Origin of the sequence: Marinobacter sp., assembly GCF_041686475.1 — a bacterium.
Taxonomy (GTDB): domain Bacteria; phylum Pseudomonadota; class Gammaproteobacteria; order Pseudomonadales; family Oleiphilaceae; genus Marinobacter.
This window is the reverse complement of sequence record NZ_JAWLDU010000016.1, coordinates 28658-43731: the sequence shown is the minus strand read 5'-3', so window position 1 is coordinate 43731 and position 15074 is coordinate 28658. Positions and strand designations below refer to the sequence as shown.

Genomic DNA, 15074 nt, shown 5'->3' with positions numbered 1-15074 from the left:
TGCCACCGGCTTGATGCGGGCCGCTTGTCTGAACGCGCCCATCGCGTAAACTGGGCGTATCAGACAGGAACCCGTTATGACCCGAGCCTTTGATGTTGTTATTGTTGGTGCCGGCATGGTCGGCGCTGCCCTTGCCACCGGCCTTGGCCGCAGCGGCTTTCGCGTTGGCCTTGTGGATCAGGGGGCTGCACCTTGCTTTGATGCCTCCCAACCACCCGACATCCGGGTGTCTGCCCTCAGCGCTGGCAGCGAGCGTTACCTCACCGAACTCGGCGCCTGGCCGGACATCCTTGCCATGCGAGCCACGCCCTATACCCGCCTGGCGGTATGGGATGAGGCAGACCACCCGCTAAGCCGCGTATTGCCCCGCAAGATCGCCGAGGTGGTTTTTGACGCCCGCAGCCTGTCTGCCAGACACCTGGGCCACATTGTAGAGAACCGGGTTACCCAACAGGCACTCTGGAACAGCGCGGCGGCACAGCCATCCGTTACCCTGTTTTCCGGCCATGCGGTCACCGCCCTGAGAAACAATGGTGATGCCGCGGTTGTAACACTGGACGACAACACGGAGCTTACAGGCGAACTGATAGTGGGCGCCGATGGCGCCAGCTCGGGCATACGCAGCCTGGCCGGCATCGGTGTCACCCGCGAGCAGTACCAGCAACAGGCCATGGTTGTTTCGGCACGCTACCAGGGCCCGGTTCAGGACATCACCTGGCAGGGCTTCTACCCCAGCGGCCCCCGTGCCTTCCTGCCACTGCATGCCGCCGGCAATGGCGAAAGCTGGGCCTCGCTGGTGTGGTATGACTCGCCAGAAGAGCTGGCACGACTCAAGTCCCTGGAAAACAGCGCGTTGATGGCGGAACTACAGAACGCCTTCCCGCCGGAACTGCCGCTATTGACCCATATTGACGCCAGAGCCAGCTTCCCGATTGCCCGCCAGCACGCCAAAACCTACGTGAACCACCGTGTGGTGCTGGTAGGCGACGCTGCCCATACCATCAACCCTCTGGCAGGCCAGGGAGTGAATCTGGGCTTTCAGGACGCCCGCTGCCTGCAGTCAGTGCTCCGGGAAGCCAGACGCGCCGGCATCGACCTGGCCAGCCTGAGCCAGTACGAGCAGCAACGCCGCCCGGCCAACCGCCGAATGATGCTGGCCATGGATGTGTTCTACCACCTGTTCAGCAACCGCACGCCGCCACTGCACCTGCTCAGAAACCTTGGCCTGGGCGCGGCGAAGGCGATGCCATTTGCCAGAAACCGGGTTGCCAAATACGCTATGGGTATCGACGACAACCTGCCCCCGGTCATCCGCCGCCTGGCAGAGCGGCTTCCGGGGCTGAAGCAACTGTAAACCGTCGTTCTGACATTCATTCACCAACAGGGAACCATCATGGCGGAAACCATTTTCACCAAGATCATCAACCGCGAGATTCCGGCGGACATCGTTTACGAAGACGACATCAGCATGGCTTTCAAGGACATCAACCCGCAGGCCCCCGTACATCTGCTGATCATCCCCAAGAAGGAAATCGCGACGATCAACGATATCCAGGAAGACGACCGCGAGCTGGTAGGCCATCTGTACTGGGTTGCCGCCAAACTGGCGAAGGAGATGGGCTTTGCAGACAATGGCTATCGAACAGTTATGAACTGCGGAGAAAATTCAGGGCAGACGGTCTTCCACATCCACCTGCACCTTCTGGCCGGCAAGCCTCTCGGGTGGCCGCCCTATACCGATAGAATGAAGCAGGCCTGAGTCTCTTGAACCCAGGCGTTATCTGGGAGATTAGCCGAGCGGGGCCGGGGGCACTGTTCAGGACCGTGGAGCGCCAAGGATGGCGCGACCGAGCCCTACAGGGACGTATTCACGGGCGTGTCCTGAACAGTACCCCCGGCCCGGCGAAAAGTCCCGGGCCAACAGGCTAGTGAGGCAATACGAAAGTCAACGCCCAACCACCTTCTCGGCTTCTTCCACAGGCGTATGCCGAACATCCTCGCCTTTAACCATGAAGATCACGTTCTCGGCGATGTTACAGGCGTGATCCCCCACCCGCTCCAGGGCACGGAGAATCCACATCACCGACATGCAGCGGGAAATGTTGCGGGTATCTTCCATCATGAACGTCAGCAACGTCCGCGTGGCGGCCTGGTATTCCTCATCCACCCGCTTGTCTTCCTTCATGATCCGCAGCGCCTGCTCGGAATCCAGGCGGGCGACGGCGTCCAGGGCATCATGCAGCATGCTCAGTACATGGTTACCAATGTGGCGCACTTCCACGTAGCCTCGGGGGGCCTGGCCTTCCTCTGAAAGTTTGATGGCAAACTTGGCGATTTTCTTGGCCTCGTCGCCAACACGCTCCAGGTCTGCCACCATCTTGATCACCGAAATCACCAGGCGCAGGTCCCGCGCCGTGGGCTGGCGGCGGGCAATGATCAGCGTGGCTTCCTCGTCGATTTCAACTTCTTTCTGATCGACTTTCTTGTCCGTGGCGCGAACCTCGTCCGCCAGGTGGCCGTCGTTCTCCACCAGCGCGGTGATGGCACGGTCTACCTGGGACTCCACCATGCCGCCCATTTCCAGGAATTCGCTCTTCAGGGCCATCAGTTCGTCATTGAACTTGTGCGATATGTGATCGCCGTAAACTTCGTCCTTTTGATCAGACATAACTATGTTCTCCAGTGTTCGGCCATACCGGCCTCATCCAAAGCGCCCGGTAATATAGGATTCGGTGAGCTCATGCTCCGGTGAAGTGAACACAGTGTTGGTTTCGTTCACTTCAACCAGATGGCCCAGATGGAAATACGCTGTGCGATTGGACACACGAGCTGCCTGCTGCATCGAGTGAGTCACGATTACAATAGTATAGCTCTCGGACATTTCAGAGATCAGTTCCTCGACCCTTGCAGTTGCAATCGGGTCCAATGCAGAACAGGGTTCGTCCATCAGGATCACTTCGGGACTGACAGCGATGGCGCGGGCAATACACAGACGCTGCTGCTGGCCGCCAGACATGCCAGTCGCAACAGCATCCAGACGGTCCTTCGCTTCATCCCACAGGCCGGCCTTGCGCAAACTGTTTTCTACAATGCCATCAAGGTCGGATTTGCGATTTGCCAGGCCGTGAATCCGGGGGCCATAGGCTACGTTGTCATAGATCGATTTTGGAAAGGGGTTCGGCTTCTGGAATACCATGCCGACACGGGCCCGCAACTCAACCACATCCCGCTTTGGGCTGTAGATATCTTCATCGTCAAGCATGAGCTGCCCTGTAACGCGACAGATATCGATGCTGTCATTCATGCGATTCAGGCACCGCAGGAACGTTGACTTGCCGCAGCCGGAGGGACCGATAAACGAAATAACTTCGTTCTTGCCAATGTCCAGGCTGATATCTTTGATTGCGCGATCGTTGGCATAGGAAACACTCACGTTGCGCAGCTTGAACTTGGGATCCTGGGCAAATGGTTTCCCAACCGTCTTGCCCTCCTCAATCACCGTATCCTCTGGCTTGTCTTCGGGCACAGGAATGGGCTTGCTCTGGTTTTCAACCTTAGCTTCACCGGAAATACTTGGATTCATCGTGTTCATATCGTTCTCCTTACCACCGGCGCTCAAGACGCTTACGGAGCCAAATGGCCAGTGCATTCATACTGATCATGAAAGTGAGCAGCACCATGATGCCGGCGGACGCCAGCTCTACAAACCCCTGTTCGGAGGCGCTTGCCCAAAGATAAATCTGTACCGGCAGCACAGTGGCTGAATCGACAAAACCCTCCGGTACATCCACTATAAACGCCACCATACCAATCAGCAGCAGTGGCGCGGTTTCACCGAGGGCCTGTGCCATGCCGATGATGGAGCCGGTCAGCATGCCTGGCATTGCAAGCGGAACCACGTGATGCATAACCACCTGCATCTTTGAAGCCCCGACTCCCTCAGCCGCCTCACGTATGGAGGGCGGCACGCTCTTGATGGCCGCGCGGCTGGAAATAATGATGGTCGGCAGGGTCATTAAAGCCAGCACCATACCGCCCACCACCGGCACCGAGCGGGGCATGCCAAAGAGACCGATGAAAACAGCAAGGCCAAGCAGACCAAAGATGATGGATGGCACCGCCGCCAGGTTGTTGATGTTGACCTCGATGAAATCGGTAAACTTGTTCTTGGGTGCAAATTCCTCCAGGTAGACCGCTGCAGCGATACCGACGGGGAACGCAATTGCCAGCGTGACCAGCATGGTCAGCAAGGATCCGACAATTGCCCCCAGAATACCTGCGTTGGCCGGCTCCCGGGAGTCGCCACGACTGAACAATACGTCGTTAAAGCCGGTACCGATAACGCCCTTTTCCACCAGCTCGTCCACCCAGCCCTGTTGTTGCTCAGACAGCTTGATACTGTAGCGGGGATTGTCAGCGTGTTTTACGTACGTTGAGACCCGATCATGCGCCAGAAACTCGATGGTTTGCGTGGTGTCCAGCAAATCCGGATTGTTTTTCAGCAGATCACGAATCTCGCTGGCCGCGTAGTTACCAAGCAGACGGCCCAGTTGCTTTATCTCGGATTCACTTTCAACGTCCGGAAAATAATCCTGCATGGCAGCAACCACTGGCGCGACAAAGTCAGCCATGGATCGCTGCTCCTCATCGGTCGGGTCGTCCAGGTACATCGTCTCGGAATCCAGATTCACTTCCAGAGTGACCGTGGTCTTGACGAACCCTGAGTGCCCTTTGTTGATAATGTCAGCAAAGAGAACAAACAGGGAGCCAAGGGCCAGGAATATCGCCAGCATTCCATAGAGCCGGAACCGGCGCTCCTTCCGATAGCGGCGTTTCAGGGAGTTGCGGACAATCTCCGCCTGAGAGCTCTGATTACTCATACTGTTCCCTATACTTCCGTACGATCTTGAGGGCCACCACGTTGAGCAGCAGCGTAACAATGAACAGCAACATACCCAGGGCAAAGGCAGACAGGGTCTTGGCACTGTCGAACTCCTGGTCACCCACCAGCAATGTTGCTATCTGAACGGTCACGGTTGTGACCGACTCCAGCGGATTGGCCGTCAGGTTGGCTGCCAGCCCGGCCGCCATCACCACGATCATGGTTTCGCCAATGGCACGGGATGCAGCCAATAGAATGCCGCCAATAATACCTGGCAGGGCTGCCGGAAAAATGACCTTCTTCATGGTTTCGGACTGCGTGGCACCGAGAGCCAGGGAACCGTCTCTCATGGTCTGGGGTACCGCATTGATCACATCGTCTGACAGCGACGACACGAACGGCACAATCATGATGCCCATAACCAGGCCAGCGGCCAGCGCACTTTGGGACGAGGCTTCGAGGCCCACCGCTTCAGCAACATCACGAATGAACGGAGCCACTGTCAACGCAGCGAAAAAGCCATAAACCACGGTGGGGATGCCCGCCAGCATCTCCAGGACCGGCTTGGCCGTTGAACGCACCCGCTTGCTGGCGTATTCGGACAGATAGATAGCAGACAGGAGACCAATGGGCACCGCTACCAACAGCGCAATGGCAGAAATCAGCAGCGTGCCGGTGAATAGCGGGATAACACCAAAGGCACCTTCAGAACCAACCTGATCCGCACGCAGGGCAGTCTGGGGACTCCAGCTGGTGCTGAACAGAAATTCCGATATTGGCACCCGGTTAAAGAACCGCACCGTTTCAAATATCACTGAAAACACAATGCCTGCAGTAGTCAGTACCGCCAGTGCCGCACACACAAAGAAGATGCGGCGAAGGGTGGTTTCTACGTTTATTCTGGCGTTGATATGGGGCGAGACTCGGGTCCACGCAAACGCAGCACCGGATACAGCAACAAGCAGAACCAGAGCAGCCTTGAAATTCCCGCTCTGGCTATCCATGGCTTCAAGCACCGAGGCGGCACCGACAATATGTTCTGGCACGAATTCAGGATTGAGTTTGCCTTCGGCGACGTTGCTGATCTGGGAGAGTATCAGACTGGCCTGACCGGGGGATTGTGGCCAGGTTTCCGGCGGCAGGGTCGCAATGACAATACCCTGAATCACCTGATCTTCGAAACCGGCCCATAACGCCAGCACAATCAACGCGGGAATAGCGCACCACAATGCTGCACGAGCCGCGTAGTAGAAAGGAAGAGCCTTGAGGTTCCGGATGCCTCCGAGAGGCGCCGCTACCGCACGGGATCGCATATAGGCGAGGCCGTAGGCAACCAATGCAAGAACCAGAACCAGGGGCAAAAGGTTAGCCGTTTGCATAACAGTCTCTGTATTAATGGCTTTAAAAAATCTGGGCGTCTATTTTGCCAGCCAGCCGAACAAAAATATTCATACAAATGTAACAAAGAAGCGCGGACCTGATGGTCCGCGCTCCTCTTTCGTCATCCCTGACGTTCCGTGAGTAAGCCTTACAGCTCTTCACCAGTCATCGGCTCCAGGTCCTTTACACGCTCGGCTGCTGCCATGCGCTGTTCACGCGGGAGAGGGATCAGCCCCACATCAACCAGGTAACCGTTGTCGCCCCAGGTACTTTCGCTGGTGAACTCGGCTACGTATTCCTCAATACCCGGAACAACACCCACGTGTGCCTTCTTGATGTAGAACCACAGTGAACGGGCAACCGGATAGTCTTCGCTGGAAATAGCTTCCGGAGTCGGATCAACACCATTAACGCTGGCACCCTGGATCTGGCCGGTGTTTTCCATCAGGAAGCTGTAGCCGAAGATACCATAGGTGTCTGAATCCTGGGCCAGACGCTGAACAATCAGGTTGTCGTTCTCGCCGGCTTCAATGAAGGGACCATCTTCACGCATGGCGTGACACACGGACTTCATATCGCTCTTGTCCATGTTCTTGATGAAATCGTACTGCTTGCAGCCGCCCTGCATGGCGATTTCAACAAACGCGTCGCGGGTGCCTGAAGTCGGGGGCGGACCCATTACGCTGATTTCCTTGTTCGGGAGGCTGGAATCGATATCGCTCCACTTCTCGTAAGGGTTGGCAACCAGCTTGTCTCCGCCGTCCGGATCGGGGACTTCCTTGGCCAGCGCCAGGAAAATCTGCTCAAGAGAAAAATCAGCTTTGTCAGCGTCCTTGGAGTTCGCGATAACGATGCCGTCAGCACCGATGCGCACTTCGGTGATTTCCTCGACGCCGTTGGACTGACAGTTTTCAAACTCGCCAGGCTTCATACGACGGGAAGCATTGGTGATGTCCGGGTGCTGGGTGCCAATACCTTCACAGAACAACTTCAGGCCGCCGCCAGAGCCGGTAGACTCAAGCTTCGGGGTCGGGAAGTCGGTGTTACGACCAAAACGCTCGGCAACCACGGTTGCGAACGGGTAAACAGTCGAAGAACCGACGATATTGATGGTGTCACGAGCCATGGCGGGGGTAGACACGGCTGCAATGCTACCTGCCAGTGCAACGGTTGTAAGGGCTGTTTTTAGTTTGATCACGTTGAATCTCCATTCGTCACTTTGACTTTATATGTCGGGTTTGCTTCACCGATGTGTGAACATTAAAGGCCTTCTGTGACAACTTTGTTACAAACACTGAAATATAGAACAGGAAGTTCAATTTTTCTTGCAGACCGCGCCAAGGCCGCTAACATGCGGGGACTAAAACAATTCCGGACTTTATAAGGGTTACATCCATGACGGCGCTTGATGACGACAAACCCACTCCCCACGGCGAACTGATCATTCAGGTGATCCCCCTGCCCTCCGATACCAACCCCAATGGCGATGTATTCGCCGGCTGGCTGGTCAAGCAGATGGATATGGCCGCTGCCACCATGGCCGGCCGGATTTCCCAGGGCCGCAACGCTACCGTTGCCATGGACAGGATGGAATTTCTTTCTCCGTTGCGGGTCGGATCCCAAGTCGGCTGCTATGGCGAACTGGTCGAGGTGGGCCGCAGCTCAATGAAAATCAACATTGAGGTGTGGACTCTGGACCGAACAGCACAAGCACCACGCAAGGTTACAGAGGGGCTCTTTGTTTACGTTGCCATTGACGAACATGGCCGGATTCGCGAAGTGCCGGCGCAGGAAAGCTGAAACGCGGCACCGGTGGCTTACCTGGTAGCGGCGTGGCAACAGACGTTGCCCGAGTCGTCCAGGGTCACATTGCAACGCCGTGCCAAAGCCTCCCGAAGGCGTTCTCTTGCTCGCTGGATCCTTGCCTTGGCGGCGGGCAGAGAGAGGCCGTGTGCCCGGGCATAGGCGATCTGGGACATGTTTCCCAGGTCGCAAGCCTGGAGTATGTCGCGATCCCTGTCCGCCAGGTCAGGCAGAGTCCGGCTGATGCAGGCATCGAGTTCATCCACCGGTGCTCGCTCAGGCGGGTGTTCAGTTGGCAGGGACTCCGGCACCGGCACCCATTTTCTGCTAACGCGGCGGCTGTCAGTCAACGCATTGCGGGCGACCCGGAACAGCCAGGCCCGGGGATTCTCTAACTGACAGAAATCCTGCCCTTCGCGCATGGCCTTGAAGAAGACGTCCTGCAGAACATCATCGGCCATCGCCGGTTCCTTGATCTGCCCGATCAGAAAACCGCGGAGCTCTGCCTGATGGTCGTGCCAGGCCTTCAGTACGCAATCAAAGGTCATATCCCAGCCTCTGCGTAAATTCTGTTGTCATAATACTCCATACATTGTCCCTGTCACGAGCCCCGGCCTCACTGCACCCACTGCCTTTCGGTTTCGGCGGAAAAAGTATCCTTTCCTGAGTTCGCTCGTCTTCTTTTCAACCTGTTCCATTAACCGATCAAAAGGGTTGCTCTCGAAACATGCTGGAACTCTTCACCTACCTCGCCAACTGGCTGGCCTACGGACTGCTGGGTCTCAATCCGGACACCAGAGTGGGCACGTCCATTCACTTTTTTATTGAGGACACCACCAAGATCCTGTTCCTGCTGGTGGTAATGATCTACGTGATCGCACTGGCGCGGGCCTCGATGAACCTGGAAAGGGTTCGGGCCTATATCCAGCAGAAACACCGCCTGGTGGGCTATTTCTTCGGCTCCGGTTTTGGCGCCATCACTCCCTTTTGTTCCTGTTCCAGCATTCCGCTGTTCCTGGGCTTTACCAGCGCCGGCATACCGCTGGGTATCACCATGGCGTTCCTGTTAACCTCACCCATTATCAACGAGGTGGCGGTGATCATGCTCTGGAGCCTGCTGGGATGGAAGTTCACCCTCGCCTATATTGTAATTGGCATGGCGGTAGGCATCGTCGGCGGCATGATTCTGGATGCAATGAAGGGTGAACGCTGGTTGAAGGATTTTGCCGCCAAAGCCTATCAGAAGGCCGCTGTGGAAGCGCAAGATCCCGGGAAAGACATTGAGGTGCCCGAGACACCGAAGATGACCATGGCGGAACGGCATCAATTCGCCAGAGATGAACTGAAAGAAATCGTCGGCCGAATCTGGAAGTGGGTACTCATCGGCGTTGGTCTCGGTGCCGCCCTGCACGGTTTTGTGCCGGACGGCTGGTTTGCCGACAACCTCGGCTCTGGCCAGTGGTGGAGCGTGCCGGCCGCCGTGTTTGCCGGCCTGCCCCTCTACTCCAACGCCACCGGCGTGATTCCGGTGATGGAAAGCCTGATTGCCAAGGGACTGCCCGTGGGCACCACCCTGGCCTTCTGTATGAGTACCGTGGCAGCGAGTTTTCCGGAATTCATCATGCTCAAGCAGGTCATGACGTTCCGCCTGCTGGCCATGATCTTTGTCATCCTGCTGGCCAATTTCATGGTGGTCGGCTGGGTGATCAACGCCATCAGTCCTTGGCTGTTTTCGGGGTTGTGATATCCCTGACATTGAATCAAACATTCCACAGGAGAATCCTATGAAACATTTCGAAGTACTGGGTACCGGTTGCAAGAAATGCATTAACACTGCCGAGACCATTGAGCGTGTCGCCCGGGAACTGGGACAGCCGGTTGAGGTCGTAAAAATAACAGACCCTGCAAAAATCATGGAATACCAGGTGATGTCCACACCGGCCGTAGCGCTGGATGGCAAAGTGGTTCACAGTGGCTCCATCCCGGATCGCGACACGATAGCCGGCTGGATCAATCCTTAATCGCCAATTATTTGAAAAGCGCCCACCCTTGGTGAGTCAGGTGCCGCTTGCTCAGGCCACTGCTGGTCGCCTCTCTGGCAACATCAGTGAAAGCAAAGCTGCCATCGCTACCAGCCCTGATGAAATCCACAGGCAGGCTTCCAGGCCATATACCTGATAAACCCATCCAGACAGGATGGTGCCAAGAAGCCGCCCAGCGGCGTTGGACATGTAGTAGAAACCCACGTCCAGTGACACACCGTCGCCGCGCGCATAGCTGATGATCAGGTAACTGTGTAGTGAGGAGTTGATAGCAAACATCACACCAAACACCAGTAACCCCCCAATTACCACAAACAGTGGCGACCAGCCCGCCATCAGGCCGATCGCAATGGCGGCAGGAACCAGTGCCAGGGCCGCGGCCCAGAGCACCGCAGGCAATTTGCCTTGCATGCTGCCAGTGATCCTGGGAGCAATGGTCTGGATGAAACCGTAACCGATGACCCAGATGGCCATAAAACCACCCACCTTCCAGAAATCCCAGCCGAACACCGTGTGCAGATAGACTGGCAAAGCCACTACAAACCAGACATCCCTGGCCCCGAACAGAAACATCCGCGCTGCGGATAAGACGTTAATGGCACTACTCTTCGACAGAATCTCACTGAACTGCGGCTTAGCCTTACTCTTGCCCAACTCCTGTTTGAGAAGGAACAGGCTCGCAACCCAGACCACGGCGAGAGCAATCGCCATGGTAATGACCGCGCCTTTGAAGCCCGCAGCCATTAGCAATACACCACCCAGGAAGAACCCGACACCTTTGAGGGTGTTCTTGGAGCCAGTCAGGATTGCCACCCATTTGTACAGGGTGCCCTGCTGCTCATCCGGCACCAGCAACTTGATGCCGCTCTTGGCGGACATCTTGTTCAGATCCTTGGCAACGCCGGACAACGCCTGCGCCGCCATCACCCAGGGTACAGTGAGCATGGCCGCTGGTACTGCCAGCATGGCCAGAGCAACAATTTGCAGAAACAGCCCGATGTTCATGGTGCGATTAAGGCCCATGCGGGCGCCCAGGTAGCCACCCACCAGGTTGGTCACCACCCCGAAAAATTCGTAGAAGATGAACAGCAGGGCAATTTCCAGGGGTGTGTAGCCGAGCTGATGGAAGTGCAAAACCACCAGCATTCGCAGGGCCCCATCCGTCAGGGTAAACGCCCAGTAGTTGCCCGTGATAACCAGATATTGTCGGATGGAGGGGGTCATATCAGGCCGAGCCCACCGTGCGCGCCAGTTCAACGGTGCGGTTGGCGTAGCCCCATTCGTTGTCGTACCAGGCGTAAATCTTTACCTGAGTGCCATTGACCACCATGGTGGACAAGGCATCAACGATGGAAGAGCGGGGATCGGTTTTGTAATCGATGGAGACCAATGGGCGCTCTTCGTAGCCCATAATGTCTTTCAATTCACCCTCCGCCGCTTCCTTCAAAAGTTGGTTCACAGTTTCACGATCCGTAGGCGCTTCCACTTCAAATACGCAATCGGTCAGCGACGCGTTGATCAGTGGAATGCGCACGGCGTGGCCATCAATCCGACCTTTGAGATCCGGGAAGATCTCGATGATTGCCGTGGCCGACCCTGTCGTGGTTGGAATTAGTGAGCTGCCACAGGCCCGGGCCCGACGCAGGTCCTTATGGGGCGCGTCGATGATCGTCTGGGTATTGGTCAGGCTGTGGATGGTAGTGATGGAACCGTGCTTGATCCCCAGTTTTTCATGTATCACCTTCACTACCGGCGCAAGGCAGTTGGTGGTACAGGAAGCAGCTGTGACGATGCGGTCGTTGACCGGGTCGAAAATATCGTCGTTTACGCCAACCACGATGTTCTTGGCTCCCGCCTCCTTGACCGGCGCGGTGACAACCACCCGCTTTACACCCTGATCCAGGTAGCCCTGCAGCACCTCCACTGTCTTCATCTTTCCACTGGCCTCGATGACCAGGTCGCAACCGGACCAGTCCGTTTCGCCAATGGACTTGTTGCGGGTAACGCGGAGCCGATTGTCTCCGATCACCATATCGTCGCCATCCGCAAAAGCCTCGTGGCTCCAGCGGCCGTGCACGCTATCGAAGTTCAGTAGGTAAGCGAACGTCTGGGCATCCGCGCCGGGATCGTTGATGGCAACAAATTCCAGCTCCGGCCAATCCCATGCCGCCCGCAAGGCCAGCCGGCCAATGCGGCCAAACCCGTTTATTCCTACCTTGATATTGTTCATCCTTTACTCCTGAAAAAGTCTCCAAGCTGTCCAGTCAACCTGACTTCAAACTTCACGCACGACAGGTCGGTCGTTCATGACTTTCAGCCTCTCCATCTCCCGTTCTACCAGCGACGTGTTACTGTCTGAAGTCTCATCCAGCACCTTCATCAGCCATCGGGGCATCTGAGGGTTTAGAAAATAGAAGCTCCATTGGCCCTGACGTTCAGTCTCCAGAAGCCCAACTTCTTTCAAGTTTGCCAGGTGACGGCTCACTTTGGGCTGGGACGAATCAAGTGCTGTGGTCAGTTCATACACACAGAGTTTTTTCTGGTCGCGAACCAGCATCACAATCGCCAGCCGCAGCTCATCTCCAAGAGCACGGAAAATGATGGCCGGGTTGTACTCCGGTGACCTCAGCCCGGTTTCCTTCTCGTGCACGAGAGTAAAGAGGCCGATGCGGTCCTTCAGCTCCTTGAGTGACAGCGCGAAGGTGGCGTGCCGCCCGGTCGCCACCGGGTCGGGGAAATCCCAGGCAATTTGCTGGGCAGGTTCACACACAGTGCCGCACTCTCTGGAAGCTTTTTCGCACAAAGTGATCACGTAATCCCAGTTTTCGTCCCGAAGGTCCTCCAGCTTTTTACTGTGCAACCCCTCAACGTCTATGCCGGACTCCTGTAAAACCTGCAGGGCCATGGGATGCGGTTCGGTCGGCTCGGTGCCAGCGCTGGCCACTTCAAACCGATCACCTGCCATGTGCCTGAGCAGGGCTTCTGCCATCAGGGACCGGGCGCTGTTGGCAGTGCAAACGAACAAAACGCGGCGCTTCATATTCGTTTCTCCGTATATATGTTTTTTTGTATATATTTATTTCCAGATACTAGACCAGTATAATGGCAAAGTAAAGCCGGCACTGATCAAAAAATGACCTTGCCCAACCACGGCTATATGCACTGCATCTTTTCGGCAGGTCATTTATCAACGGGACAGCTATGCTTTGAAACTCAATCCAGAACCACGATTCTTGCGAGGTTGTATAAAAGTCTTATGAGTTACCCAGACCTTCCAAACATCGACCGTGCCCTGTTTTCCACCCCCACAGCAGACAGGGTATTTGCTGACAAACCATCTTCACATCCGCCGCGAATCCTTCTACTTTACGGCTCTCTGCGAGAGCGGTCCTTCAGTCGGCTGGCGGTAGAGGAAGCGGCCAGGCTGCTGGAGGCCATGGGCGCCGAAACCCGCATTTTTAACCCCAAGGGCCTCCCCCTGGCCGATGCCGAGGATGCGTCTCACCCCAAGGTTCAGGAATTACGGGATCTGGCAAACTGGTCGGAAGGCATGGTGTGGTGTTCGCCGGAACGCCACGGTGCCATGACCGGCATCATGAAAACCCAGGTCGACTGGATTCCCCTGTCTATTGGCGGTATGCGCCCCACCCAGGGCAAGACCCTGGCGGTCATGCAGGTCTGTGGCGGCTCCCAGTCATTCAATGCTGTGAACCAGTTGCGGGTACTGGGCCGATGGATGCGTATGGTGACGATCCCCAACCAGTCATCGGTGCCCAAGGCATTTACCGAGTTTGACGACAACAACCGCATGCTGCCATCGCCCTACTACAACCGCATCGTGGACGTCATGGAGGAACTGGCAAAATTTACTATGCTCATACGGGATCGCAGCGATTATCTGACGGACCGCTATTCCGAACGTGTGGAGAACGCCGAAGAAGTTTCCAGGCGGGTCAATCAACGATCCATGTGAAGTCACCCAGACTGCTTGGAGTGCGTGCATGCTCAGGTTTTTCAGGATTACGGACGGTTTGATCAAGGAAATGGGCAGCTCCACAGCAAGCCCGGCAACCCTGCTGAAGCAAGCCGACTGGATTGACGCCTGTGAACCTGATGAAGCCGAAAGGCAGATACTTCAGGATCTGCTGAAAACCGATATCCCGGAATTCGATGACGTAGAGGAAATCGAGGCATCAGCACGCTGCTTCGTCGACCAGGCGGGCGTGCATGTCCATTCTCTCTTCCTGAACCTCGCGGATGGCCGCCACAACACCGTTTCCGTGGCCTTTATACTGCAGAACAGACGCTTGATTACCATTCGCGAGAGTGAACTGGCGGATTTCCGCTTACTCCGGATGCGCGCACGCCGCGGGCAGGTAGAGGCACGAAGCGTGGCCGAAATGCTGGTCACTCTGCTGGAACAGAAAGTGGAAAACCATGCCGACGGCCTCGAGGACCTGCACCGACAGCTGGAGGACGTCAGCTACCTGGTGCTTGAAGACGAGGAAGCGGAGCTGGACGAGGCCATCAATCGCCTGGCCAAGCTGGAAGACAGTAACGGCAAGACCCGGCTGTGCCTGATGGATACCCAGCGCAACATCTCGTTTCTGCTTCGTCACCTGAGCAGGGACGCCGAACAACGGGAAACCCTCCGGGAAATCAACCGCGACATCGAAACCCTGATGTCCCACACCACCTTCCTGTTCGACAAGATCAACTTTCTGATGGATTCCACCCAGGGCTTCATCAACATTGAGCAGAACCAGATCATCAAGACCTTTTCGATTGCCGCGGTGGTTTTCCTGCCACCGACGCTGATCGCCAGCATCTATGGCATGAACTTTGAGCACATGCCGGAGCTTGAGTGGCTATTGGGTTATCCGGGGGCGATCGTGCTGATGGTATCCGCCGGGTTTGCGCCTTACTGGTACTTCAAGCGCAAGGGCTGGCTTTGAGTCTGAAGTTTG

General features: G+C 56.3%; 16 protein-coding genes. 7 read left to right on the top strand and 9 right to left on the bottom strand.

Annotated elements, in window-relative coordinates:
- Positions 1-76: 76 nt before the first annotated feature.
- Positions 77-1354, top strand: coding sequence for an FAD-dependent monooxygenase (locus tag ACESMB_RS05815; RefSeq protein WP_372925491.1), 1278 nt, complete (start codon positions 77-79; stop codon positions 1352-1354).
- 39 nt (positions 1355-1393) lie between these two features.
- Positions 1394-1759 (top strand): histidine triad nucleotide-binding protein, encoded by a 366-nt coding sequence (locus ACESMB_RS05810; protein ID WP_372925490.1) that lies wholly within the window; start codon positions 1394-1396, stop codon positions 1757-1759.
- 186 nt (positions 1760-1945) lie between these two features.
- Here the strand turns inward: ACESMB_RS05810 and phoU are convergent, their stop codons facing one another.
- From phoU to ACESMB_RS05785, 5 genes are all read right to left on the bottom strand, one after another.
- Positions 1946-2668 carry a phosphate signaling complex protein PhoU gene (phoU, locus tag ACESMB_RS05805; protein ID WP_372971100.1) on the bottom strand — a complete coding sequence of 241 codons (723 nt, stop codon included), beginning with the start codon at positions 2666-2668 and terminating at the stop codon, positions 1946-1948.
- Between the two features lie 33 nt (positions 2669-2701).
- The gene (pstB, locus tag ACESMB_RS05800) at positions 2702-3592 is read right to left on the bottom strand and encodes a phosphate ABC transporter ATP-binding protein PstB (protein WP_372925488.1); all 891 of its coding nucleotides are present in this window, start codon (positions 3590-3592) and stop codon (positions 2702-2704) included.
- Between the two features lie 10 nt (positions 3593-3602).
- Positions 3603-4880, bottom strand: coding sequence for a phosphate ABC transporter permease PstA (gene pstA, locus ACESMB_RS05795; protein ID WP_372971099.1), 1278 nt, complete (start codon positions 4878-4880; stop codon positions 3603-3605).
- On the bottom strand, positions 4873-6261 hold the full coding sequence (pstC, locus tag ACESMB_RS05790) for a phosphate ABC transporter permease subunit PstC (protein WP_372925486.1): 1389 nt from the start codon (positions 6259-6261) through the stop codon (positions 4873-4875). Before pstC ends, pstA begins: the two co-directional genes overlap by 8 nt.
- A gap of 149 nt (positions 6262-6410) precedes the next feature.
- A complete protein-coding gene (locus ACESMB_RS05785) occupies positions 6411-7460 on the bottom strand; it encodes a substrate-binding domain-containing protein (RefSeq protein ID WP_372925485.1) in 1050 nt (349 codons plus the stop codon).
- Positions 7461-7657: 197 nt separating this feature from the next.
- Here ACESMB_RS05785 and ACESMB_RS05780 point away from each other — a divergent pair, with 197 nt between their 5' ends.
- Positions 7658-8062, top strand: a complete 405-nt coding sequence (locus tag ACESMB_RS05780; RefSeq protein WP_372925484.1) for an acyl-CoA thioesterase — start codon at positions 7658-7660, stop codon at positions 8060-8062.
- 17 nt (positions 8063-8079) lie between these two features.
- On the opposite strand, the gene ACESMB_RS05775 is transcribed toward ACESMB_RS05780, so the two are convergent.
- Entirely contained in the window at positions 8080-8613 is a 534-nt protein-coding gene (locus tag ACESMB_RS05775; protein WP_372971098.1) for a sigma-70 family RNA polymerase sigma factor, read from the bottom strand.
- A gap of 179 nt (positions 8614-8792) precedes the next feature.
- Here ACESMB_RS05775 and ACESMB_RS05770 point away from each other — a divergent pair, with 179 nt between their 5' ends.
- Together ACESMB_RS05770 and ACESMB_RS05765 are read left to right on the top strand one after the other, a co-directional pair.
- A complete protein-coding gene (locus ACESMB_RS05770) occupies positions 8793-9809 on the top strand; it encodes a permease (protein WP_372971097.1) in 1017 nt (338 codons plus the stop codon).
- Between the two features lie 40 nt (positions 9810-9849).
- Positions 9850-10086, top strand: a complete 237-nt coding sequence (locus ACESMB_RS05765) for a thioredoxin family protein (RefSeq protein WP_372925481.1) — start codon at positions 9850-9852, stop codon at positions 10084-10086.
- A 51-nt stretch (positions 10087-10137) separates the two neighbouring features.
- Here ACESMB_RS05765 and arsJ read toward each other — a convergent pair whose 3' ends face one another.
- From arsJ to ACESMB_RS05750, 3 genes are read right to left on the bottom strand one after another with little or no spacing between them, the layout of a single operon-like run.
- Complete coding sequence (gene arsJ / locus ACESMB_RS05760; protein ID WP_372925480.1) at positions 10138-11331, bottom strand: organoarsenical effux MFS transporter ArsJ; 1194 nt, start codon at positions 11329-11331, stop codon at positions 10138-10140.
- Between the two features lies 1 nt (position 11332).
- Positions 11333-12337 carry an ArsJ-associated glyceraldehyde-3-phosphate dehydrogenase gene (locus ACESMB_RS05755; protein WP_372925479.1) on the bottom strand — a complete coding sequence of 335 codons (1005 nt, stop codon included), beginning with the start codon at positions 12335-12337 and terminating at the stop codon, positions 11333-11335.
- Between the two features lie 45 nt (positions 12338-12382).
- On the bottom strand, positions 12383-13147 hold the full coding sequence (locus ACESMB_RS05750; protein WP_372925478.1) for a metalloregulator ArsR/SmtB family transcription factor: 765 nt from the start codon (positions 13145-13147) through the stop codon (positions 12383-12385).
- Between the two features lie 216 nt (positions 13148-13363).
- Between ACESMB_RS05750 and arsH the strand changes: the two genes are divergently transcribed.
- A complete protein-coding gene (gene arsH / locus ACESMB_RS05745) occupies positions 13364-14080 on the top strand; it encodes an arsenical resistance protein ArsH (protein ID WP_372925477.1) in 717 nt (238 codons plus the stop codon).
- Between the two features lie 28 nt (positions 14081-14108).
- Positions 14109-15062, top strand: coding sequence for a magnesium/cobalt transporter CorA (corA, locus tag ACESMB_RS05740; RefSeq protein WP_372971096.1), 954 nt, complete (start codon positions 14109-14111; stop codon positions 15060-15062).
- Positions 15063-15074: the final 12 nt, after the last annotated feature.